The 22,619-nt window shown below is 35.2% G+C and carries 21 protein-coding genes; 11 read left to right on the forward strand and 10 right to left on the reverse strand.

The window, feature by feature from the left end; translation table 11 throughout:
* Positions 1–405: 405 nt before the first annotated feature.
* From B0A67_RS17860 to B0A67_RS17870, 3 genes are all read right to left on the reverse strand, one after another.
* Positions 406–1,359, reverse strand: coding sequence for an outer membrane beta-barrel protein (locus B0A67_RS17860; protein ID WP_072955258.1), 954 nt, complete (start codon positions 1,357–1,359; stop codon positions 406–408).
* Between the two features lie 179 nt (positions 1,360–1,538).
* Positions 1,539–6,077 (reverse strand): DNA polymerase III subunit alpha, encoded by a 4,539-nt coding sequence (gene dnaE / locus B0A67_RS17865; protein ID WP_072955261.1) that lies wholly within the window; start codon positions 6,075–6,077, stop codon positions 1,539–1,541.
* Positions 6,078–6,242: 165 nt separating this feature from the next.
* A complete protein-coding gene (locus B0A67_RS17870; protein ID WP_072955264.1) occupies positions 6,243–6,662 on the reverse strand; it encodes a DUF417 family protein in 420 nt (139 codons plus the stop codon).
* A 586-nt stretch (positions 6,663–7,248) separates the two neighbouring features.
* On the opposite strand from B0A67_RS17870, the gene leuC reads away from it, so the two are divergent.
* The 4 genes from leuC (at position 7,249) to leuB (ending at position 12,358) form a co-directional block, all read left to right on the forward strand.
* Positions 7,249–8,643, forward strand: coding sequence for a 3-isopropylmalate dehydratase large subunit (gene leuC / locus B0A67_RS17880; RefSeq protein WP_072955271.1), 1,395 nt, complete (start codon positions 7,249–7,251; stop codon positions 8,641–8,643).
* A 169-nt stretch (positions 8,644–8,812) separates the two neighbouring features.
* The gene (gene leuD, locus B0A67_RS17885; RefSeq protein ID WP_072955274.1) at positions 8,813–9,409 is read left to right on the forward strand and encodes a 3-isopropylmalate dehydratase small subunit; all 597 of its coding nucleotides are present in this window, start codon (positions 8,813–8,815) and stop codon (positions 9,407–9,409) included.
* A 254-nt stretch (positions 9,410–9,663) separates the two neighbouring features.
* Positions 9,664–11,187: an alpha-isopropylmalate synthase regulatory domain-containing protein gene (locus B0A67_RS17890; RefSeq protein ID WP_072955277.1), complete on the forward strand. Its 1,524-nt coding sequence runs from the start codon at positions 9,664–9,666 to the stop codon at positions 11,185–11,187.
* A gap of 109 nt (positions 11,188–11,296) precedes the next feature.
* A complete protein-coding gene (gene leuB / locus B0A67_RS17895) occupies positions 11,297–12,358 on the forward strand; it encodes a 3-isopropylmalate dehydrogenase (RefSeq protein ID WP_072955280.1) in 1,062 nt (353 codons plus the stop codon).
* Between the two features lie 129 nt (positions 12,359–12,487).
* On the opposite strand, the gene B0A67_RS17900 is transcribed toward leuB, so the two are convergent.
* Complete coding sequence (locus tag B0A67_RS17900) at positions 12,488–12,847, reverse strand: RNA recognition motif domain-containing protein (RefSeq protein WP_026982652.1); 360 nt, start codon at positions 12,845–12,847, stop codon at positions 12,488–12,490.
* A 134-nt stretch (positions 12,848–12,981) separates the two neighbouring features.
* Entirely contained in the window at positions 12,982–13,470 is a 489-nt protein-coding gene (locus tag B0A67_RS17905) for a DUF6252 family protein (protein ID WP_072955282.1), read from the reverse strand.
* A 197-nt stretch (positions 13,471–13,667) separates the two neighbouring features.
* Between B0A67_RS17905 and B0A67_RS17910 the strand changes: the two genes are divergently transcribed.
* From B0A67_RS17910 to B0A67_RS17920, 3 genes are all read left to right on the forward strand, one after another.
* Positions 13,668–14,231 (forward strand): 30S ribosomal protein S16, encoded by a 564-nt coding sequence (locus B0A67_RS17910; RefSeq protein WP_072955285.1) that lies wholly within the window; start codon positions 13,668–13,670, stop codon positions 14,229–14,231.
* A 15-nt stretch (positions 14,232–14,246) separates the two neighbouring features.
* A complete protein-coding gene (gene rimM / locus B0A67_RS17915) occupies positions 14,247–14,771 on the forward strand; it encodes a ribosome maturation factor RimM (RefSeq protein ID WP_072955288.1) in 525 nt (174 codons plus the stop codon).
* Between the two features lie 90 nt (positions 14,772–14,861).
* On the forward strand, positions 14,862–15,569 hold the full coding sequence (locus B0A67_RS17920) for a tRNA1(Val) (adenine(37)-N6)-methyltransferase (protein WP_072955290.1): 708 nt from the start codon (positions 14,862–14,864) through the stop codon (positions 15,567–15,569).
* Here B0A67_RS17920 and B0A67_RS17925 read toward each other — a convergent pair.
* From B0A67_RS17925 to B0A67_RS17945, 5 genes are all read right to left on the reverse strand, one after another.
* Positions 15,566–16,858, reverse strand: a complete 1,293-nt coding sequence (locus tag B0A67_RS17925) for an HlyD family secretion protein (RefSeq protein ID WP_072955293.1) — start codon at positions 16,856–16,858, stop codon at positions 15,566–15,568. The genes B0A67_RS17920 and B0A67_RS17925 overlap by 4 nt on opposite strands.
* Before the next feature lie 3 nt (positions 16,859–16,861).
* On the reverse strand, positions 16,862–19,054 hold the full coding sequence (locus B0A67_RS17930) for a peptidase domain-containing ABC transporter (protein ID WP_072955296.1): 2,193 nt from the start codon (positions 19,052–19,054) through the stop codon (positions 16,862–16,864).
* 541 nt (positions 19,055–19,595) lie between these two features.
* Positions 19,596–19,787 (reverse strand): hypothetical protein, encoded by a 192-nt coding sequence (locus B0A67_RS17935; protein WP_072955298.1) that lies wholly within the window; start codon positions 19,785–19,787, stop codon positions 19,596–19,598.
* Between the two features lie 56 nt (positions 19,788–19,843).
* On the reverse strand, positions 19,844–20,056 hold the full coding sequence (locus B0A67_RS17940) for a hypothetical protein (protein WP_072955301.1): 213 nt from the start codon (positions 20,054–20,056) through the stop codon (positions 19,844–19,846).
* Positions 20,057–20,148: 92 nt separating this feature from the next.
* Entirely contained in the window at positions 20,149–21,708 is a 1,560-nt protein-coding gene (locus B0A67_RS17945; RefSeq protein WP_072955304.1) for a vitamin K epoxide reductase family protein, read from the reverse strand.
* A gap of 260 nt (positions 21,709–21,968) precedes the next feature.
* Here B0A67_RS17945 and B0A67_RS17950 point away from each other — a divergent pair, with 260 nt between their 5' ends.
* From B0A67_RS17950 to B0A67_RS17965, 4 genes are read left to right on the forward strand one after another with little or no spacing between them, the layout of a single operon-like run.
* The gene (locus B0A67_RS17950; RefSeq protein ID WP_089069558.1) at positions 21,969–22,103 is read left to right on the forward strand and encodes an rSAM-modified peptide; all 135 of its coding nucleotides are present in this window, start codon (positions 21,969–21,971) and stop codon (positions 22,101–22,103) included.
* 33 nt (positions 22,104–22,136) lie between these two features.
* A complete protein-coding gene (locus B0A67_RS17955; RefSeq protein ID WP_089069559.1) occupies positions 22,137–22,271 on the forward strand; it encodes an rSAM-modified peptide in 135 nt (44 codons plus the stop codon).
* 18 nt (positions 22,272–22,289) lie between these two features.
* Positions 22,290–22,415, forward strand: a complete 126-nt coding sequence (locus B0A67_RS17960) for an rSAM-modified peptide (protein WP_089069560.1) — start codon at positions 22,290–22,292, stop codon at positions 22,413–22,415.
* A 19-nt stretch (positions 22,416–22,434) separates the two neighbouring features.
* Positions 22,435–22,560, forward strand: coding sequence for an rSAM-modified peptide (locus B0A67_RS17965; protein WP_089069560.1), 126 nt, complete (start codon positions 22,435–22,437; stop codon positions 22,558–22,560).
* Positions 22,561–22,619 lie beyond the last annotated feature (59 nt).

Below are 22,619 nucleotides of genomic sequence, written 5' to 3' on the forward strand. Positions count from 1 at the left end.
CCTCTGCTGACTTCTTATAGCAATTGTTAATCCATAGTGCTGTAAAAAAAAAACTTCCCTATGTCTATAAGACCTCCCCAGGTAAGAACGATAACTTTCCTCTCATATACCTGCTATATTTACCATGATGTTTCCGTACAGTTTGGGACTTCAGTTTGGTTTGCAACTTTATCCAACATTTCTGGCCTTGTATATAGTTTCTGTTCGTCAGGCCAAGAGTTTGCCTACTGCTTCCTTCAGATTCCACCTCGCGATGGACACCCTTGCATTCAGCTAACACTTCCCACTGTAAAGGCGTGCTCGGGACTTACACCCTAGAGTTATCGCCCATGCTGGGCGCACAAACAAAAAAAGAGGACATTCATATGAATATCCTCTTTTTTATAAAGTATAATTTTCTAAGAATTATAAGCTGTATTTAACACCTACAGTCAAACCCAAACCTGAAATACCAACATAAGAACTTAACTCATCCATTTTATCATTTGGTCTTGTTGTGTCTTTTGTATCTGGTGTAGCTGTATTAGGATTAAACAAAGGGTTATTAGAATTCACATCCAATCTATCTCTGTAAGTTGTATATCTTTGAGCAGTTGTTCTACTTGCTAAAGCATCATTTCCATTCACTTTAAATTCTGTAGTTTCTTTACTTTTTCCGTGAACTGTAAAGTTACGGTATTCTAATTCTCCAAATAAAGAAAGATTTTTTGCTATTTTATAAGATGTCCCTAAAACTGCCATAAAACCAACTGTTGGATTTGGTTTTACTTTATCAACACTATGAACATTTCCAAAAGCAACCGGAGCTCCTGTTGTTGGATTAAAAGCAATTGGAGCATAGGCATCAGAAGTAATTTCTAAATCTCCATGAACAGGAACTAAAATACCTACTTTAGTATAAGGTTCAAAACCTTTGTGCTCTCCTAAAAACAATACTAAAGCCGGAGCAAGATCAAAAGCAGTAATCTGACCTACAGATTTAAAAGCATATACACCAGTTGGCGTAATAGGCACATCTGATCTTGTTTGTGCCATTGTCTTATCTCTACTTGTGTAATAATTAACACCTAATTCAACCCCTAAACGAGTATTAAATCTATATCCCGCAGTTATTCCGGTTCTGAAACCTTCTCCAAAAGAACCTGTAACACTTTCTTCAGAAACTAATTTTCCTCCTACATAAGTTCTGTCTAAAGGAAGATTTCCTCCTACAGTTGGAAATTCAGTAGCAGCAGTCTGGATAAAATAAGAGCCTCCTAATTTAAAATACCACGTTTCTGGCTTATCTGCTTTTTCTGTTTGCGCCATTGTCGCCATAGAGCAAACTAATAATCCGAGTAAAAATAGGTTCTTTTTCATAATTCTGTTTTTTAATTATTTTTTACAAACATAGAATATTTTAACATATTCTTACAGTTTGTAATGTTAGACATGGAACGAAATCGTTGTAATTTTAGTCTAAATTACTAAAAAACTACTATGCATGCATATTTTTAACTAAAAAAAAATGCATTATCTCAAATTTTAACTGTTAAAATTTAGTTTAGCTTAAAATTTACCTGCATTTTCTCTAATTCTATCAATAACTCGGTCGAGATCTTAACTTTTAACCTGCGGCTTGGCATCGTTAATTTAGTAACTACCTTTATTTCTTCGACCTCATTTACTTCCTGAATCTTAGTTTCTTCAAGAGCAGCATCTGCATCTTCATTCTCATCTGCAAAAACAGCATCGTTTGTTTCTTCAAAATCGGCAGGAGTTTCTACCTCAACCAAACGCTTTATTTTTTCTAACTCCATGATCTCAAAAGTCACAGAATTATCTCCTTTATTCTCATTAAATAAATGACTTAGTTTATGAATAAATTCAGTTTGCAAATCTTTTATATTCAGCAATAAAATTATTTTTTTAGCAAAAGCTTCCAGGATATCCTGCAATTGCCTAATCTCAACAAATTGCATTCTCGGATCTGATTTTTTACCTGTATCATGATTTACCCAACCGTCTTTTATTAAAATTTTAATGAAAGCAAAATTATTCTGAATCAGGAAATGGCGGAATTTCAGGTATTCTTCACCAAAAATCTTGAATTCATAACTTTCATCATATCCTTCTAAATTAAATACTGCCCAGCCTTTCCCGTTTTTTGCTACACGGTGCTGTACATTATTAATGATGCCGGCAAAGTTTAGATTTTTACCTACATATTCATTCATGCTTTTCAGGGACTCTAATCGGGAATTACAGAAGTATTTCATTTCGAATCTGAAATCATCAAGAGGATGTCCTGAAATATAAATTCCAACTACTTCCTTTTCTTTGGCCAATTTCTCCATCGTGCTCCAGTCTTCACACGGAGGCACAACCGGTTCATCAATCTGTACTTCACTTGATTCTCCAAATAAACTTACCTGGGATGAATTTTCGTTTTCCTGAAACTTCGATCCGTAGCGAATCGCTTTTTCATAAAAAGTAATTCCATCACCATCATCATGAAAATATTGTGCTCTTGTCGTTCCTTCAAACGAATCAAAGCCACCGGCCAAAGCCAGATTTTCGATTGCTTTTTTGTTGGCTGCACGTAAATCTATTCGTTTCGCCAAATCAAAAATCGATTTGTACCTGCCATCTTTTCTACTTTCTACGATTGTTGCCACAGCTCCGGAACCTACTCCTTTAATAGCACCCATTCCAAAACGTACTGCATATTCATCGTTTACAGTAAATTTATAAAACGACTCATTTACATCCGGCCCTAAAACCTGTAATCCCATTCGTTTACATTCTTCCATAAAAAATGATACTTGTTTAATATCATTCATATTATTTGAGAGAACTGCCGCCATATATTCTGCCGGATAGTGTGCTTTTAAGTATGCCGTTTGATACGCAATCCAGGCATAACAAGTAGAGTGCGATTTATTAAAGGCGTAACTCGCAAATGCTTCCCAGTCTTTCCAGATCTTCTCTAAAACTTTTGCATCATGCCCTTTTTTTGCCGCCTGTTCTACGAACTTCGGTTTCATTTTATCCAGTACATCCTTTTGTTTCTTACCCATCGCTTTACGCAAAACGTCGGCCTCACCTTTTGTAAAGTCAGCCAGCGATTGCGACAAGAGCATTACCTGCTCCTGATAAACCGTAATACCATACGTTTCTCCTAAATATTCCTCACAGGCATCTAAATCGTATTTGATTTCTTCTTCGCCGTTTTTTCTTCGAACGAAAGATGGGATATACTCTAAAGGCCCCGGGCGATACAAGGCATTCATGGCAATTAAATCTCCAAAAACCGTTGGCTTCAGATCTTTCATGTATTTCTGCATTCCGGGTGACTCGTATTGGAAGATTCCAACCGTTTCACCTCTCTGGAAAAGGGCATATGTTTCTTCATCATCAATCGGGAATGTATCCGGATCCAGATCAATTCCGTTTCTGTATTTTACCAGTTTTACGGTATCTTTTATTAAAGTAAGAGTCTTCAGACCCAGGAAGTCCATTTTCAGCAATCCTGCACTTTCCGCAACCGAGTTATCAAACTGTGTTACATATAAATCAGAATCTTTTGCTGTGGTCACAGGAACGAAATTCGTAATATCCGATGGCGTAATGATTACCCCACAGGCGTGAATTCCGGTATTTCGCATCGATCCTTCAAGGATTTTTGCCTGCTGAATTGTTTCACCGGCCAAATCATCTTCATTGGCAATGGCGATTAATTCTTTTACATTATCAAATTCATCAGAACGAAGTGCTTTTTTAACCTCGTCTTCACTTTCAGAAATAAAACGCGCCAAATTCCATTTAGATGGCATCATTGCCGGAATCAGTTTTGCAATTCTATCGGCTTCAAACAATGGTAAATCCAGTACACGAGCCGTATCACGAATCGCAGATTTGGTTGCCATTTTACCATAGGTAATAATTTGCGCCACCTGATTCTGACCATATTTATTGATTACATAATCCATAACACGACCACGACCCTCGTCATCAAAATCGATATCAATATCGGGCATCGATACACGATCCGGATTCAGGAAACGCTCAAAAAGCAAATCGTACTTAATCGGGTCAATATTGGTAATTCCTAAACAATACGCAACGGCAGATCCCGCTGCAGATCCACGACCAGGTCCTACAGATACATCCATGTTTCGGGCTTCGGCGATGAAATCCTGAACGATAAGGAAATATCCCGGATATCCTGAATTCGAAATCGTTAATAATTCAAAATCCAAACGTTCCTGAATCGATTCCGTAATCTCGCCATATCTCTTTTTCGCCCCCACCATCGTAAGGTGTCGCAAATATTTATTTTCACCACGAACTCCGCCATCAGCTTCGTCTTCTTCAACTACAAATTCCTGAGGAATATCAAATTTAGGAAGCAATACATCACGATAAAGTGAGTAAATCTCGACCTTGTCTACAATTTCCTGAATGTTGATAATCGCTTCCGGTAAATCAGCAAAGAGGTTTTTCATCTCTTCCTGAGACTTATAGTAGTACTCCTGATTGGGTAATCCGTAACGATATCCTCGGCCGCGGCCAATTGGCGTCGCTTGTTTTTCACCATCTTTTACACACAACAAAATGTCGTGCGCATTGGCGTCTTCTTTTTTTAAATAATAGGTATTGTTTGTCGCAATTAATTTTACGCTGTGTTTCTGAGAAAATTCAATCAGGGTTTTATTGACACGATTTTCGTCTTCCTGATTATGGCGCATGACCTCCAGATAAAAGTCATCGCCAAATTGTTCTTTCCACCAAATCAAAGCTTCTTCAGCCTGATTTTCACCAACGTTCAGAATTTTACTCTGGATCTCTCCATATAAATTCCCGGACAAAACCATGATGTCTTCTTTGTATTTTTCGACAATTTTTCGATCAATTCTGGGAACATAATAAAACCCGTTCGTAAAAGCGATCGAAGATATTTTTGCCAAATTGTGATACCCGTTTTTGTTCTTGGCAAGCAAAACAACCTGATTTCCGTTGTCTTTTTTACTTTTATCCAAATGGTTGTCGCAAACATTGAATTCGCAACCTACAATAGGCTTCATTTCGGTTTCTGTTGGTTCTTCACCAGCCTCAACCAAAGCTTTATTTTTTGCAGATGCCGCTTTATTGTGATTCATAACAGCGCTCACAAAGTGAAAAGCCCCCATCATGTTTCCCGTATCTGTCATCGCAACAGCCGGCATTCCGTTTTTGGCTGTAGCTGCAACAATATTCCCAATTCCTATAGTCGATTGTAAAACCGAGAACTGTGTATGATTGTGTAAATGCGCGTATTTTGCCGCTTTAAAATCTTCTCTGTCAGAATGTGAAACTGTAGTTTCTTTACCAACTCCTTCTAAAGCTTTTAGCTGCTCTCTGATTTTATCAGAAGCCGCTTTTAAATTGATGTGTTTTAAACCAATTAAAGGAAATTCCTGTGGATTTCTATTTTGGAATTCCTTAAAATAATCCTTCGGAACATCCAGTTCTTCTTTGGTAAAAACTTCTCTTCTGATTAATTCTAAGAAACAACGCGTGGTTGCCTCAACGTCGGCAGTTGCGTTGTGCGCTTCTGCGAAAGGTTTATTAAAAAGATATTCGTGTAATTCTGTTAAGGTTGGTAATTTGAATCTTCCTCCACGACCTCCGGGAAGTTTTAATAATGAAGCTGTAACTTCTGTACAGGTATCTAAAACCGGCATCGAACTCATTGGAGAATCTACACCCATTCTATGGAATTCAGCTCCCATAATATTAACGTCGAAACCTAAATTCTGACCAACAATAAATTTGGTTTTACTTAAAGCAATATTGAATTTCTCTAAAACTTCTGCCAGAGTAATTCCATCGGCTTCCGCCAATTCAGTCGAAATTCCGTGAATACGTTCTGCATCATACGGAATGTTGAATCCGTCCGGTTTAACTAAGTAATCCTGATGCTCGATAAGCGTTCCCATTTCGTCGTGGAGCTGCCATGCGATCTGAATACAGCGAGGCCAGTTATCAGAATCAGTTATGGGAGCGTCCCAGCGTTTTGGTAATCCGGTTGTTTCGGTATCGAATATTAAATACATAAGCTTAAAAAGACAAAATTAAATTCCAAAACTCACATCTCACCGCACATAATCTACTGATTTAATGCGTTGTACAAAACCGTGAAATATAAAATAGAGGAAGTTCAAATTTAGTCTTTTTTTAGACAAATTAGCTAAGGAATTTTGTTAAGAATTGTACTTATTTTATTCCCTGCCTTTTACAAAGACCATTAACGAAATTGCCAAATATGGAATGTCTTTTAAAATAAAAAAATCAGTTACCGGAAAACCTTCCACGCTTTTAAAAACACCGGGAGTGGTGATTAAGAAACTCAGTGTTGTAACAAATATTAGGGCAGAAGCAAAACCTGCATAAAAACCAATTTTCTTAAAAAACAAAGAAAGCAGCAACCCTATTCCCGTAACAACTTCAAAAATCCCGATGCAATTCGAAACCTGCTGAACGGTCATCACTTTGTACATCCAACCCATTGCAAAATGATTTTCGACTAAACCTTTTATTGCACCGGCTTCGACAGCTGTGAATTTAAAAAGCCCAACCCAGATCAAAATAATTACAGTCCCAATAACTCCAAGCTTGTACGCAAATTCATTTAATTTCATGCTCTTTTTTTTAAATTTAGAATTGTCAATATTAGTCCTTATTTTAAAAAGTAAATGTCAGCTACTTGTCATAATCGATGAATTTGCAGAGTCTAAACTTTTTTAATTTTCATTTAATTTCATTCTAAAAAACAAAAAAACCATTTCTTGGATGTCGTATTATTTTAATTAAAAAAATGATCCGAAATCTAATTTTAAATTCCTTAAAAAGGACAATAAAATTCTGGATTTCAAAACTTGAAAAAGAATTCAAAAATAACAATTATTACTATTTTTATTCATTTTGTTACATTTTTTTTAATTAAAACCTATATTTTATACTGATTTTGAGATAAATTTGCCAACTATTAAAATTAAAGCATTTCTATCAAAATTGAGCCAAAAAAGAAAAGTAAAATCAATTTATATCCATTCTGCAACCAAATCTGATTACAAAAAAGCCAATCGCAATTTGTATTTTGGTTTGGGTATCGTATATAATGAGATATTGAAATTGACGACCTTATATCTTTTTCTAATTTTGTTTTTCTATTATAATGAGCAGGAAATTGCTGTGGTTAGAAATTACAATTAAAAAAAATAAAAAATGAGTAAGACATTATTTGACAAAGTATGGGATTCACATGTAGTGCGTAAAATTGAAGATGGACCGGATGTGTTTTTTATTGACCGTCATTTCATTCATGAGGTTACGAGTCCTGTTGCTTTTTTAGGATTAAAAGCCAGAGGCGTTACCGTTTTATATCCGGAACGTACTTTTGCAACTGCCGATCACAATACACCAACCATAAACCAACATTTACCAGTTGAAGATGCTTTATCTGCCAATCAGCTTAAAGCGCTTGAAGATAATGCTGCCGAATACGGAATTTCGCACTGGGGATTAGGTCACATTAAAAACGGAATTGTACACGTAGTAGGTCCTGAAAACGGAATTACTTTGCCAGGTGCTACTATTGTTTGTGGAGACTCTCACACTTCTACTCACGGTGCTTTTGGAGCTATTGCTTTTGGTATCGGAACTTCTGAGGTGGAGATGGTACTTTCTACTCAATGTATCATGCAGCCAAAACCAAAGAAAATGCGTATCAACGTAAATGGTGAATTAAGCAAAGGTGTTGGTCCAAAAGATGTTGCTCTTTATATTATTGCACAATTGACTACTTCCGGAGGAACGGGTTATTTTGTTGAATACGCCGGAGATGTTTTCGAAAATATGACTATGGAAGGTCGTATGACAGTTTGTAACCTAAGTATCGAAATGGGTGCCCGTGGAGGAATGATTGCTCCTGACCAAAAAACTTTCGATTTCCTTGAAGGACGTTTGTTCGCTCCAAAAGGAGAAGCCTGGGATAAAGCAGTTGCTTACTGGAAAACTTTAAAAACCGATGATGATGCTGTTTTTGATGCTGAATTAAACATCAATGCTGCTGACATTGAACCAATGATTACTTATGGTACAAACCCTGGAATGGGAATTGGTATCACAAAACATATTCCGAACGCCAACCAAGTTGAAGGCGGAGAGGAAACTTATAAAAAATCTCTAGCCTATATGGGCTTTGAAGAAGACGATGTCATGATTGGAAAACCAATTGATTTTGTTTTCTTGGGAAGTTGCACAAATGGCCGAATTGAAGATTTCAGGGCTTTTACAGAAATTGTAAAAGGAAGAAAAAAAGCAGATAATGTTACCGCTTGGTTAGTTCCGGGTTCTCACGTAGTTGAAGCTCAGATCAAAGAAGAAGGCTTATTGGATATCCTTACAGAAGCTGGTTTTGTATTACGTCAGCCTGGTTGTTCAGCATGTTTAGCAATGAACGATGATAAAGTTCCTGCAGGGAAATATGCAGTAAGTACATCAAACAGAAACTTCGAAGGTCGTCAGGGTCCTGGTTCAAGAACATTATTAGCCAGCCCGATTATGGCTGCTGCTGCTGCTGTTACAGGAAAACTAACTGATCCAAGAGAATTATTTTAATTCTGCTGTAAGCTTTAAGCAATAGGCTTTAAGCTTCTAACAAATTTTAAAAAGGCTTACAGCTTATAGCTTACCGCCTGAAGCAAAAAAATATAAAACGCTGTGCAAAAAGCTTAAAGCATACAGCTTATAGCCTAAAGCAGAAAAACAGCCTAAAGCAAAACAAAAAATGGCATACGATAAATTTAACATACTTACTAGTAGTGCTGTGCCACTACCAATTGAAAACGTAGATACAGATCAAATTATTCCGGCTCGTTTCTTAAAAGCTACAAAACGTGAAGGTTTTGGAGACAATCTTTTTAGAGACTGGCGATATAACGGAGACGATTCTCCAAAAGCTGATTTCGTTTTAAACGATTCAACTTACAGCGGAAAAATCCTTGTTGGAGGAAAAAACTTCGGTTCAGGATCTTCAAGAGAACACGCTGCGTGGGCAGTTTACGATTATGGTTTCAGAGCTGTAGTTTCTAGTTTCTTTGCAGATATCTTCAAAGGAAACTGTTTGAATATTGGAGTATTACCTGTTCAGGTTAGCCCTGAATTTGCTGACACTATTTTCAAAGCAATCGAAGCTGATCCTAATACACAATTAGAAATCAACCTGCCAAACCAAACCATTACTTTATTGGCAACGGGTCAATCAGAATCTTTTGCGATTAACGGATACAAAAAGAACAATATGGTTAATGGCTTCGATGACATTGATTATTTACAGAATATTAAAGAAGATATTGTGGCTTTCGCCGATAAACTTCCGTATTAATAAAATCTCGTTCGATCTATTAGACCCGACAGGTTTTTGAAACCTGTCGGGTCTTTCTAAATTAAATGAGAAAACATAGAACGCGGATAAAAACTGATTTGCTATCGCAAAAACGCGAAAAAAAACTGATTATCTTTTAGCTAAAGAAAAATCCGTGATAATCTGCATCTTCGCAAAAAGCGAATCCGTAAAATCAGTGTTCAAATTAAAACATGGGATAGCATACCCAAACAGTTAGAAATTAGAATATCAATATGGAAAAAAGAAAAATTGAAATAATGGACACGACGCTCCGTGATGGTGAACAAACCTCAGGAGTATCTTTTTCTGCTGCAGAAAAACTAACCATTGCACAATTGTTGTTGGAAGAATTAAATATTGATAGAATCGAAATTGCTTCGGCCCGTGTCAGCGAAGGCGAGTTTCAGGCCGTAAAAGGCATTACATCCTGGGCAGCCGAGAAAGGATACACTAATCGTATTGAAGTACTTTCGTTTGTAGATGGAGGCGTTTCGATCGAATGGATGAAAAAAGCAGGTGCAAAAGTGCAAAATTTATTGACTAAAGGCTCAATGAATCACTTAACTCATCAATTAAAAAAAACTCCGGAACAACATTTTTCCGAGATTGCACAAATCATCTCTTTAGCCAAAGAAAACAATATTGAAACCAACGTTTATCTGGAAGACTGGAGCAACGGAATGCGAAATTCACCGGAATATGTTTTTCAATTTCTTGATTTTCTATCTACTCAACCCGTTAAAAGAATTTTACTTCCGGATACTTTAGGCGTTTTAATTCCGTCCTTAACTTTTGAATTCATTTCAAAAATCAGAGCAAAATACCCGCAAATTCATTTTGATTTTCACGCGCACAACGATTACGATTTGAGCATTGCCAATGTTATGGAAGCTGTCAAAGCCGGCATAAACGGACTTCATGTTACGGTAAACGGAATGGGAGAACGAGCAGGAAATGCTCCGCTCGAAAGTACTGTTGCCGTGATAAATGATTATTTACCGGAAGTCAGCATCAACATCAAAGAAACTTCTTTATACACGGTTAGCAAATTAGTTGAAACTTTTACAGGATACAGAATTCCTGCCAACAAACCAATTGTCGGCGATAATGTTTTTACGCAAACTGCGGGAATTCACGCTGACGGTGACAATAAAAACAATTTGTATTTTAATGATTTGCTTCCGGAACGTTTCGGAAGAAAACGTAAATATGCTTTAGGTAAAACTTCGGGAAAAGCCAATATCGAAAAAAATCTTCAGGAATTAGGCTTAAAACTAAATCAGGAAGACCTGAAATTGGTTACGCAAAGAATCATCGAATTAGGCGATAAAAAAGAAACTGTTACTAAGGAAGACCTTCCCTACATTATATCAGATGTTTTGGACAGTCATACTTATGAAGATAAAATCACCATAGAATCCTACGTATTAATGCATTCCAAAGGAATGCGCCCGTCAACGACTTTGCTTTTAAAAATTGACGATGAAATTATCGAAGAAAGCGCTCAGGGAGACGGTCAGTTTGATGCTTTTATGAATGCTTTATCAAAAATTTACAAAAGCAAAAAACTAACGCTTCCAAAATTAATTGATTACGCCGTTCGAATCCCACCAGGAAGTAGTTCTGATGCATTGTGCGAAACCATCATCACCTGGGTAAACAACGGAAAAGAATTCAAAACCAGAGGATTAGATTCAGACCAAACGGTTGCAGCAATTATTGCAACTCAAAAGATGTTGAATGTGATTACTCAATAAAAGAGACAAAGGTTCAAAGCTACAGAGGAACAAAGGTTTTCTCCTTGCTGTTTTTAAACTTTGCGCCTTTGTCACTATGAACCTTAAAAATTAACATAATACCTAAATAATGAAATTTAACATAGCCCTTTTAGCCGGTGACGGAATCGGACCAGAAGTAATTAATGAAGCAGTAAAAGTATCTGATGCAATTGCAAAAAAATTCAATCACGAAATAACTTGGACACCAGCTCTTACCGGAGCAGCTGCAATTGATGCGGTTGGAGTTCCTTACCCTGACGAAACGCATGAAGTTTGTATGAAAGCCGATGCTGTTTTGTTTGGGGCAATTGGTCATCCAAAATACGATAACGATCCAAGCGCACCAGTTCGTCCGGAGCAGGGATTATTATTGATGCGTAAAAAATTAGGTTTGTTTGCTAACGTACGCCCTACTTTTACTTTCCCTTCTTTGATTGATAATTCTCCTTTAAAAAGAGAAAGAATCGAAGGAACTGATTTGGTTTTCTTAAGAGAATTAACCGGAGGAATCTACTTTGGAGAAAAAGGAAGAAGAGACGACGGAGAAACTGCGTTTGACAACTGTGTTTACACAAGAGCAGAAGTACAGCGTTTAGCCAAAAAAGGTTTTGAATTAGCGATGACTCGTAGCAAAAAATTATGCTGCGTTGACAAAGCAAACGTTTTGGAAACTTCACGTTTATGGAGAGAAACAGTTCAGGCAATGGAAAAAGATTATCCTGAAGTAACGGTTTCTTATGAATTTGTTGATGCTGTAGCGATGCGTTTAGTACAATGGCCAAATTCTTATGACGTTTTAATTACTGAAAACCTATTTGGAGACATCTTAACTGACGAAGCTTCTGTAATTTCAGGTTCAATGGGATTAATGCCTTCTGCATCTGTTGGAGAACACACTTCATTATACGAACCAATTCACGGATCTTATCCTCAGGCAACCGGATTGAATATCGCTAATCCGTTAGCGACTATTTTATCAGCAGCCATGATGTTCGAAGATGCTTTTGGATTAAAAGACGAAGCCGAAACAATTAGAGCCGTTGTAAACAAATCATTAGAACAAGGAATTGTTACTGAAGATTTAGCTGCAAAGGGAACTAAAGCATACAAAACCAGCGAAGTTGGAGACTGGCTAGTTGCTAACTTATAGTTAATTTTGTTTCAGGTTTCAAGTTTCAGGTTGTTGGAACGTGAAACCTGAAACTTGAAACAAAAAATTCACCATAAAAAAAGGGATCAATTTGCATTGATCCCTTTTTATATATTTTAGAAAAAAATATTAATATCCTCCTCTGTTACCACCACGGTCATTTCCACCACGGCTGTTTCCTCCACCATAACCTCCGCGTGAATCTCCACCACGACTGTTATTGTTGAAGCTTCTTCTTTCGCCTTCTGGTTTCGGTTCAGATTTATTAACCACAATTGCACGACCTTGAACAGTAGCTCCGTTCAATTCATCAATTGCTTTTTGAGCTTCAGCATCGTTTGGCATCTCTACGAAACCAAAACCTTTGCTTCTTCCTGTAAATTTATCAGTAATGATTTTAACTGAATCTACTGCTCCGTAAGCCTCGAAAGACTCTCTTAAATCTGCTTCCTCAATACTGAATGGAAGGCTTCCAACAAAAATGTTCATATGTACTTATTTATAATAATGTAGCAAATGTAGTCTTATTTTTCTGTAATCTACTATATATTAGTTTATTTATGTTTTTATTTTGATTTAAAAAAGTAGAATTCAACAAAACCAAACAATTGTTAATGAAAAACTTAATTATTAATAGTCATATTAGAAGAAATCGGAATTTTATAAAACACACCTTCTGTAAAATTTACTCCGGTTTTTTCAACATTTGAATCATCAACATTTGCCGCATTAAACTTAAATGTTCCTGAAATAGTTTTTGTTTCAGCATTATATTCGGTAACTACAATTTCTCCGTTACCTTTATTCTTTCCTGTTGTAAACTCTTCTAATTGAGACGGAAGAATATTAGAATAGGATGCAGTCGCTACATCATTAATACCTAATGTATACGTTTTTTGAGATACGACCGGCAATCTTAAAATTACTTTTTCATAACCTAATGAGCCTTCCAGAACTAAACTACCATTTGTCAGTATAGTTGCCTTGTAACTTTGAGCCCTCCAAAAAACGTTATCCTTTAGACCCTGAAATGCAGGATTATTGAATTTTACATCTTCTGTACAAGATGCAAAAATCAAAATAGTAATCAGCAAGTAAATGTATTTTTTCATAAAACGATGAATTTGAGGCAAAAGTATCGCATTTGAGCTGAAATACTAAATTTCCAACTTGAAAAACAGCTAAAAAACAGCCAAAACTGACCTCAAATATATTTAATAAAATTTGGAATGCATAATTCATAAAAAAATTATATCTTTGCGCCCTTAATTAACAGAGGTCGAGTACCTCAAAATTTAATCATAAGATTATGTCAGTAAAAATTAGATTACAAAGACACGGTAAAAAACAAAAACCTTTTTACTGGGTTGTAGCTGCAGATGCACGCTCAAAAAGAGATGGTAAATATTTAGAGAAAATCGGTACTTACAATCCAAACACAAACCCTGCAACTATCGAATTAAACATTGATAGTGCTGTAAAATGGTTGCACAATGGTGCTCAACCTACTGATACAGCTAGAGCAATCCTTTCTTACAAAGGTGCTTTATTGAAACACCACCTTGATGGAGGTATTCGTAAAGGCGCTTTGACTCAAGAGCAAGCTGATGCTAAATTATCTGCTTGGTTAGATGCTAAAGCTGGAAAAGTTGATGCTAAAAAAGACGGTTTAACAAAAGCGCAAGCTGATGCTAAAGCTAAAGCTTTTAAAGCAGAACAAGAAGTTAACGCTAAACGTTTAGCTGCTGCAGCTCAGGCTGAAGCTGATGCTATCGCTGCTGCAACTCCTGCAGTTGAAGAAGAAGTTGCTGAAGTTGAATCAACTGAAGAAACTCCTGCTGCTGAAGAAAATAACGAAACAACTGAAGCATAATTATAATAAGCGAGAATGCGTAAAGAAGAATGTTTTTATTTAGGTAAAATCGCTAAAAAATTTAGTTTCAAAGGTGAAGTTCTGGCTTATTTAGACACGGACGAACCTGAGTTATACGAAAATCTGGAATCAGTGTTTATTGAATGCAATAAACACCTGGTTCCTTTTTTTATTGAAAAAAGTTCCTTGCACAAAAACGATTTCCTAAGAATTCGTTTTGAAGACATGAACACCGAAGAAGATGCAGATGCCATTATGGGTAATGCAATTTATCTTCCTTTGAATATGTTGCCAAAACTTACCGGCAACAAATTTTATTTCCATGAGGTTATTGGTTTCGAAATCGAAGATCAGCGCTTAGGTATTTTTGGAAAAATCGCTGCCGTTAATGATAGTACAGCACAGCCACTTTTTGAAGTTTTAAATGGTGAAGTAGAAATGCTGATCCCAATGATCGATCACTTCCTTGTAAAAATTGATCGCGAAAACAAAAAAGTAATTATGAACCTTCCGGAAGGATTGGTTGAGATGTACCTTTAGATAGATTTTCAGACTTCTTAGATTGTTGGATTTTTAGATTATATTTAATTTCTAAAAAATCTAATTGTTAACCTATAATCATGAATCCAAATGTTTCAGTTCAAGCAATTTTCTGTACAACAAGATAAAACTGCCATGAAAGTTGGCACAGATGGCGTTTTATTGGGCTCTTGGGCTCCAATTTATCATAATCCGTTTAGTATATTAGATATTGGTGCAGGAACCGGAATTATTGCTTTGATGCTTGCTCAGCGCACTCACGCGGAACAAATTGATGCGCTTGAAATCGATGAAGATGCATACGAACAAGCCGTTGATAATTTCGAAAACTCTCCCTGGAGCGATCGTTTATTTTGTTTTCATGCCGGTTTGGATGAATTTATCGAAGAGCCGGAAGATGAATACGATCTGATTGTTTCAAATCCTCCTTTTTATTCAGAAGATTATAAAACCGACAACGAACAACGTGATCTAGCCCGTTTTCAAGATGCCATGCCTTTTGAAGAACTAGTTGAAGCTGCCGATTTATTCCTTTCTGAAAACGGAATATTTGCCGTTATCCTTCCGTTCAAAGAAGAAGCAAACTTTATTTCTTTAGCCAAAGAATCAGAATTATATCCCGTAAAAATTACCAGAGTAAAAGGAACACCAACTTCAACAATAAAAAGAAGCTTATTGGCTTTTAGCCGAAATGAAAATCCGGAAATTGAAATCGATGAGCTAACAATCGAAATAGACAGGCATGTTTATACTCCTGAATATATTGATTTGACTAAAGATTTTTATCTGAAATTCTAAACCTGCTCAAAAATACTTTTGAACTGATATAAAATCCTTTCTATTAGTCGCAAATCTTCAGTTACGATTTCAGCACTTCCTTTCATTTCCTGCTGAAAAACAATTCGTTTTTTATAAGACGTCAGCAATCCGTTTGGAAGGGCAACATCTAATAATAAATTTCCATCTTTATCGGGAACCAGAGAAATGTTTCTGATCTTGCCTTTTAGCACACCAAACTCCCGATCAGGGAAATTTGCTAATCTGATATTGACTACTTGCCCTACTTTTATTTTACCGGAATTCAATGCCGGTGCTTTTACTTTTCCAACAAAACCATTTTTTGTATCCGGAATAATAGAAAAAACATTATCGCCCACATTTATCGTTTGATTTTCTGTCCAGACCTGCAAAAAAGTAACTACGCCACTTACGGAAGATTTTAGGGTATAAGCCATTTCCCAATCTTTTATTACTTTTTTAAGCTGATAAAAAGATTGGGCCATGTTCCTGCCTAAGTTAACTTCTTCTTTAGTACCGCTTATCTGCGAATTCCGACTTAATTTTGAATTATCAATCAAAGAGGACTTTAACTGTGAAATAGACGTCAAAAGGCTTTTATAACTCTTTTGAGCCTGGAGATAACCTAATTTTTTAGCTTCCATCTCCTGAGCCGAAATAATCCCTTTATTGAACAAGGTTTCAAAACGGGAAATTTCATTTTTCTGAAGCTGCAATTCGCTCTCGTTGATTACTTTTTGCTGCTGAAGAATCTCCAGCCTTTCTTTTATCTGAACTTTTTCAGAAACCTGTGCTCTGTTTTCGACTGCAAAAGGCTGCAGGTCTTTATTCAGCTGTTCGGCCTGATAATCTTTCTGGAAAACGGCAAAAGCGCTTTCAATTTCTCCCAGTTGTGTATTTTTTAGCAAGTCAAACGGAAATGCTTTTTCAGGATTATTGATATCATATTGATCAACGATCTTTTTCAGTAAAAAGACATCTTTATAATTGGCTGTATTTTCGATAATCGCCAGTGTACTGTTTTTTGCAACTATCGATTTGTCTTTTACCAGAATAGCTTCTATACGCCCTGAAGATTTAGAAACTATTTTTTCCGGCGGAATATTGGTGGTAATTACAATTTCAGTGTTTACAACGTCCGGATATTTAATAAACCAGGATACAAAAAACAACATAAAAATAATTACGAATATCAAAACAGTTCCCCAACGAATCATCCAGTGCGGTACTTTGGTGAGAATGTCCTGAACCTCTTCACTTCTTAGTTCGAATGTAGTGTCTTCTGCCATGATTTAATTTCCTAATTGTAACTGATTTTTAACCAACTCAAAATAATTTCCTTTTTGTTCTACCAAAGCTGCGTGATTTCCTATTTCGATGATTTTTCCTTTGTCTAAAACTACAATCTGATCTGCATTCATAACGGTGCTTAACCTGTGCGCAATAACAATTACCGTTTTATTCTTAAAGAAAACATCGAGTTTTTGCATAATTTCTTTTTCATTGTTAGCATCTAAAGCCGATGTAGCTTCATCAAAAAACAATATTTCAGGATTTTTATACACTGCTCTGGCAATTAACAAACGTTGTTTTTGCCCTGTACTCATCCCCACGCCTTCTGCACCAATTTTAGTGTTATAGCCCAATGGCAAACCACTGACATATTCTTTTATATTGGCAACATCTGCTGCATATACCAATCTTTCCTTATCCACTTTATCTACTCCAATAGCGATATTATTGGCAATGGTATCACTAAAAATAAACCCCTCTTGCATTACTGCCCCAATGTTGGACCGCCAGGCTTTTTGCGAAATATTTTTAAGCTGTGTGTTTCCTATAGTAACTTCTCCTTTTTCAGGTTCGTAAAATTTAAGAAGTAATTTCATTAAGGTCGTTTTTCCACTTCCGCTAACACCAACAATCGCAGTTACTTTATTGGCCGGGATTTTCAGGGTGAGATCATCCAAAACAGGAATATCAGATCCCAGATAACGATAGGAAAGATTCTTTATATCAATATCACAATCATACGGAACATCACTGGTCTGATGAACCTCTTGTTGTGTTTCATCTTCTTTCTCATGAATTTCAGACAATCTGGCCAATGATATTTTAGCATCCTGAAGTTCTCTCACAAATTCTATAAGCTGAGTGATTGGCCCGTTTAAACTTCCTACGATCGAACTTATCGCCAGCATCATCCCCAACGTTATAGAACCATCAATTACCAATTTTGCAGAAAGAAATATAATGAAGATATTTTTCAATTCATTGATTACTGAGGAACCAATCGTTTGTGTCTGTTCTAAAACCAACCCTTTTATAGAAACCCGAAACAATCTTGCCTGAACATATTCCCACCCCCAACGTTTTTGTTTTTCGGCATTGTGAAGCTTGATTTCCTGCATTCCGTTAATGAGCTCCATGACTTTGCTTTGCTCTTGCGAAACTTCTGCAAAACGTTTGTAATCCAGAACTTCTCTTCGTTTTAAGAATAGCGTAATCCATCCAAAATAAAGTATACTTCCTGCAAAAAACACAAAAAATATCTGAAGATTAAAATAAGCCAAAACACCTCCCATAACGAACATGTTGATTACAGAAAACAAAACGTTTAACGAGGATGTAGTCAGTATTTTTTCGATTCTGCGATGATCGTTGATACGCTGCATAATGTCTCCTGTCATTCGCACATCAAAAAATGAAATAGGCAGGTTCATTAATTTAATGAAGAAATCTGAAATCAGCGAAATATTGATTCTGGTAGAAAGATGGAGCAAGATCCAGCTCCTGATAAGTTCTAATCCTGTTCTCCCGGCAAAAAGGAACAGTTGCGCAAAAAGAATGAGATAGATAAAATGAATGTTCTGATTCTGAATCCCAACATCGACAATACTTTGAGTTAAAAAAGGAAAAATTAACTGTATTAAACTACTCGCCAATAAACCTATGCTCAATTGAATTAAAAATAATTTATATCGCAATACATACTGCGACAATAATCTAAATCCTAATCCTTTATTTTCCTCTTTATCAAATTCTGACTGAAAAAACTTTGGTGAAGCTTCAATCAGCAACGCAATACCTTCCTGAGTTGAATCATCTGCATTGTTTCCTATCCAAAATTTAAGAAAATCATGTTTGTTATATTCAATTAAACCAAAAGCCGGATCAGAAATATAATAGGTATTTTTTTTTATTTTATAAAGTACTACATAATGGTTTTTATTCCAGTGTAAAATACAGGGTAATGGCGCTTCTTCTAATCGTTCTAAGTTTAATTTTACCCCCAGAGTTCTAAACCCAACTTTTTCTGCCGCATCACTCAAAAAAAGCAAATTACTTCCTTCACGAGTGGTTTCACTTGCGTCGCGGAGTTCCTGAATATTAATTGTTTTTCCGTAGTGCTTTGCGATTATTTTTAAGCATGTAGGACCGCAATCTTTATGATCTGCTTGTTTATAATGGGTAAATTTTTTCAAATTTAATGTATGAATTAAATCATTATCAAAATATAATATTCTTATCGTGTATCTTACAAAAATATGATATTTACTTACTATTAAGTTAATTATTTTCGATTTCTACAACGATTTTAGGTAATACGCTTTAAACTGGTGAATTAGCTTTACCAAGATACCTCAAAATGAGGTTTCACAAAAAAAAATAAACTTAGGGAATATATTTTAAAGAATACCTGAAAACAATTATCCCCTGCAATAAAAGCCTCAAAAGAAACTCTATCTCTTAAGAAACAAAAAAAAACAGAGAAGATATTCATCTTCTCTGTTTAGGTATTTAAAAACATATTTATTAGAAATACAATTTCTGTAGGACATGGCACTGGCTAACCCTAACCAAATAAAAATCAAACCAGTGGCCAATTTTCCTAAAGAATCCCAACACCAATCATCAATGTGGGGAAAATTGCTCAATGTTCCACGATCGAGCGCCTACAAATTAAAAAAAACATGACTAAATTCTAAAAAAGGCTGTACTGTATTTCTCTTAAAACGTTAAAAATTAACAACAAAGACGGTTTGTATCACAAATACCTGGCAACGTATTTACGGGACAAGTTCCGCCTGCGGATATCAAAACACATCCAGCTTCAATTGCATAAATCCAACATTCAGGAATTCCTCCTTTTATTGTTTTTTGCTCATTTTTGCTGATATGCTGAGCACTCTCTAAATTCAAAATTTTCTTTAACATCTTATAAGATATTGCAATTCAAGATTCAACTATTTTATAGCTATCTGCATCTAATTTTAACACGGAGCCATTAATATTGAACATTGATTGGATCCAATATATGCCGGTCTTAAATTATACGGATAGGCCAAACATTGAGCTTCTGTGGCACGGAATACAACAAACTCATTACACTGACCATCTGGCGGAATACTTCCTCCGTTTATACTTTTTTGCTCAGGTATACCCAACGCTTCAGCTCCGGGTAAGTTTAAAATGTTTTTTATCATAATTTCATGATTTGTTTGTGAGTTATACTTCAATCATTTACAGACATTTGAAGCTGTATGTCTCCATTACGCAAAAATATTTTTAGTAAGCACTATGCGGTCTTTTTTTCAAGAATCTCAATTTCTTCAACAAAATCATTTAAAAAATATTTCAATTCACTGAGTTCATATTCATTTGGAAAAACTCTTTCATTTACAATTTTAACGGGTGTATAATTAAAATTATTCTTAGAGCACCACTCATATTGTTTTTGTATTTCCTGGGTGATCATCATACTAACGGAATCAACATTCCATTTTTTCAACCATTTTTTAAGACCTATTTTTTTAATATGCCAGTCTGATATCGCTTCAACCGTTTTTCCTGGAGTTACTCTATTTATTGTCAAAAGTCTTTCTACAACAGATTTATATGGATTCTCTGCATTTTCGGGATTAATATTGAACAAAATATTTAGAAAAATTTTGTCCGGAAATCTTAAAACCAAATCAAACGCTTCCTGAAATGTTTTATGACAATGCTCACAACTTGGACTTATAATAATAGAAAGCTTAACTGCAGCATTTCTGTTTCCAAAAGTCAGACCTCTCAGATCCTCAAATCCACTAGTGTAAGAAACTTTTTTTGATAAGAAATTTAATAATGAATAATTTCTTTTAAACTTTTTCATCTCTTTAAGTAAATTCTCAGTACCCAGAATATTTTTTATCACTGTTTTTAATCCCAGCCACATAGGAATAAGAAGCGCTACAGAGAATAAAAACGGAAACACATCATAAAAACTGAAGCTTAACGTAAACAAATCTGAAGCAAACCATATAACACTTTGTATAAAAATTAAAGCTGAAACGGCCAGACACATTACGCACCATTTTTGAATTTCAAATTTTTGAATCCATATAGAGGATACAATTACCGGTATCGCCAATAAACTTAAAAAACCAACGAAAATTGCCGATTGTAAAGGCTGAACTAAAATGGCTATTACACTTGAACCAAAGAAAATAAGGGGCAAATCTGAAAAACTAAGCCATTTATTATTAATTCCTTCTTTAAAACTAATCACAGAATTACAAGACGAATCTGTACTCAGGTTACAAAACTTTGAAATAATGCTATTTTTAAAACCTAATTTTTCCTGAACTATAAAAACACTCACTATAAATCCTAAAACGGATGTTGTTAAAAAAACAAGACTAAAAAGATTATAGACGTTATAGAAAACAGACAAACCAACCAAAAGCAAAAGAGGCAGAAAATATTTTAGCCAACTAAATTCAATTTTTAAATTTTCTCTGGCAATAACATTATTTGGTTCTATTGCAACTATTACTCCATTCCAGTCTAAAAGAAACTTCTCATACGATAATTTTAAACTTCCTTTTTTGATTGTATTAATACGTACAAAATCTTTAGCCTTTTCTACCAATATAAGTTCGTCTTTGAAATAGGCTAAAAAATTGGATGGCAAATCTACTATCTGTTCTTTCGAAACTCTTACTGCAGCATTCTCTACAGACAATAAATCCAAAGAGTCTGTTATCGCAAATAAACTAGGATAATTTGGATGAGAAAGAAACAAATCCTTAAACTCATTTTTGATTTCCGAGTATCTATTTATTTGTAGAAATTTTTGGACAAGTTTTAACATCTTTTCGAATCTTTAAAATCATAATTACACTGCAAATATTATTGTTTTTACCGAGAAAAAAACGTCGCGCACACACATTTTATCAATTATACTACATACAATTTATAAATTATATCAGTCTGAATAAAACACACAATTACCTGTATTACAGCTTTTTATGCTTGTAATTTTTCATCAAAAACCCTCAAAACCCTATTCTCGACTAAGGGTTTTGCTTTTTGTCTAGTTTTGATAAATCATTAACCCTAACACATAAAAACATGACAAATCAATCATTAAGATTTGAAGATTTTCAAATCGAAAAATTATCTAAAAATCAACAAAAAACAGTTCAGGGAGGAGAAAACAATGACTCAATTGACCCAAGCAAAGGAACTGGAAAAGGAAGTAATTAATACTAAAATCAATAATACTAAAACATACAATTTATGAAAAATTATAAAGCAACATTCGAAGAATTTGAAGCAAAAAAAATGTCTAAAAATGAACAAAAAACTATCCATGGTGGAGGTGGAGACGATCCTATCGATCCAAGTAAAGGAACTGGTAAAGGAAGTAATTAATCATAAAAACAATAAATCATGACAACTAAAAAACTAACATTCGAAGATTTTCAAATCGAAAAATTATCTAAAAATCAACAAAAAACAGTTCAGGGAGGAGATGACATCGATCCAAGTAAAGGAACTGGTAAAGGAAGTAATTAAATAATAAAAACAATAAATCATGACAACTAAAAAACTAACATTCGAAGATTTTCAAATCGAAAAATTATCTAAAAATCAACAAAAAACAGTTCAGGGAGGAGATGACATCGATCCAAGTAAAGGAACTGGTAAAGGAAGTAATTAATCAATAACACACAAAGACATGAAAAATAATAAATTGAATTTTGAAGATTTTCAAATCGA

Source organism: Flavobacterium aquidurense (assembly GCF_002217195.1).
Lineage (GTDB): Bacteria > Bacteroidota > Bacteroidia > Flavobacteriales > Flavobacteriaceae > Flavobacterium > Flavobacterium frigidimaris.

What these genes read in the sequence shown, in the direction of transcription:
- B0A67_RS17860 (WP_072955258.1), bottom strand. Translation starts at nt 1,359, where the DNA reads ATGAAAAAGAACCTATTTTTACTCGGATTATTAGTTTGCTCTATGGCG.
- dnaE (WP_072955261.1), bottom strand. Translation starts at nt 6,077, where the DNA reads ATGTATTTAATATTCGATACCGAAACAACCGGATTACCAAAACGCTGG.
- B0A67_RS17870 (WP_072955264.1), bottom strand. Translation starts at nt 6,662, where the DNA reads ATGAAATTAAATGAATTTGCGTACAAGCTTGGAGTTATTGGGACTGTA.
- leuC (WP_072955271.1), top strand. Translation starts at nt 7,249, where the DNA reads ATGAGTAAGACATTATTTGACAAAGTATGGGATTCACATGTAGTGCGT.
- leuD (WP_072955274.1), top strand. Translation starts at nt 8,813, where the DNA reads ATGGCATACGATAAATTTAACATACTTACTAGTAGTGCTGTGCCACTA.
- B0A67_RS17890 (WP_072955277.1), top strand. Translation starts at nt 9,664, where the DNA reads ATGGAAAAAAGAAAAATTGAAATAATGGACACGACGCTCCGTGATGGT.
- leuB (WP_072955280.1), top strand. Translation starts at nt 11,297, where the DNA reads ATGAAATTTAACATAGCCCTTTTAGCCGGTGACGGAATCGGACCAGAA.
- B0A67_RS17900 (WP_026982652.1), bottom strand. Translation starts at nt 12,847, where the DNA reads ATGAACATTTTTGTTGGAAGCCTTCCATTCAGTATTGAGGAAGCAGAT.
- B0A67_RS17905 (WP_072955282.1), bottom strand. Translation starts at nt 13,470, where the DNA reads ATGAAAAAATACATTTACTTGCTGATTACTATTTTGATTTTTGCATCT.
- B0A67_RS17910 (WP_072955285.1), top strand. Translation starts at nt 13,668, where the DNA reads ATGTCAGTAAAAATTAGATTACAAAGACACGGTAAAAAACAAAAACCT.
- rimM (WP_072955288.1), top strand. Translation starts at nt 14,247, where the DNA reads ATGCGTAAAGAAGAATGTTTTTATTTAGGTAAAATCGCTAAAAAATTT.
- B0A67_RS17920 (WP_072955290.1), top strand. Translation starts at nt 14,862, where the DNA reads ATGTTTCAGTTCAAGCAATTTTCTGTACAACAAGATAAAACTGCCATG.
- B0A67_RS17925 (WP_072955293.1), bottom strand. Translation starts at nt 16,858, where the DNA reads ATGGCAGAAGACACTACATTCGAACTAAGAAGTGAAGAGGTTCAGGAC.
- B0A67_RS17935 (WP_072955298.1), bottom strand. Translation starts at nt 19,787, where the DNA reads ATGTTAAAGAAAATTTTGAATTTAGAGAGTGCTCAGCATATCAGCAAA.
- B0A67_RS17940 (WP_072955301.1), bottom strand. Translation starts at nt 20,056, where the DNA reads ATGATAAAAAACATTTTAAACTTACCCGGAGCTGAAGCGTTGGGTATA.
- B0A67_RS17945 (WP_072955304.1), bottom strand. Translation starts at nt 21,708, where the DNA reads ATGTTAAAACTTGTCCAAAAATTTCTACAAATAAATAGATACTCGGAA.
- B0A67_RS17950 (WP_089069558.1), top strand. Translation starts at nt 21,969, where the DNA reads ATGACAAATCAATCATTAAGATTTGAAGATTTTCAAATCGAAAAATTA.
- B0A67_RS17955 (WP_089069559.1), top strand. Translation starts at nt 22,137, where the DNA reads ATGAAAAATTATAAAGCAACATTCGAAGAATTTGAAGCAAAAAAAATG.
- B0A67_RS17960 (WP_089069560.1), top strand. Translation starts at nt 22,290, where the DNA reads ATGACAACTAAAAAACTAACATTCGAAGATTTTCAAATCGAAAAATTA.
- B0A67_RS17965 (WP_089069560.1), top strand. Translation starts at nt 22,435, where the DNA reads ATGACAACTAAAAAACTAACATTCGAAGATTTTCAAATCGAAAAATTA.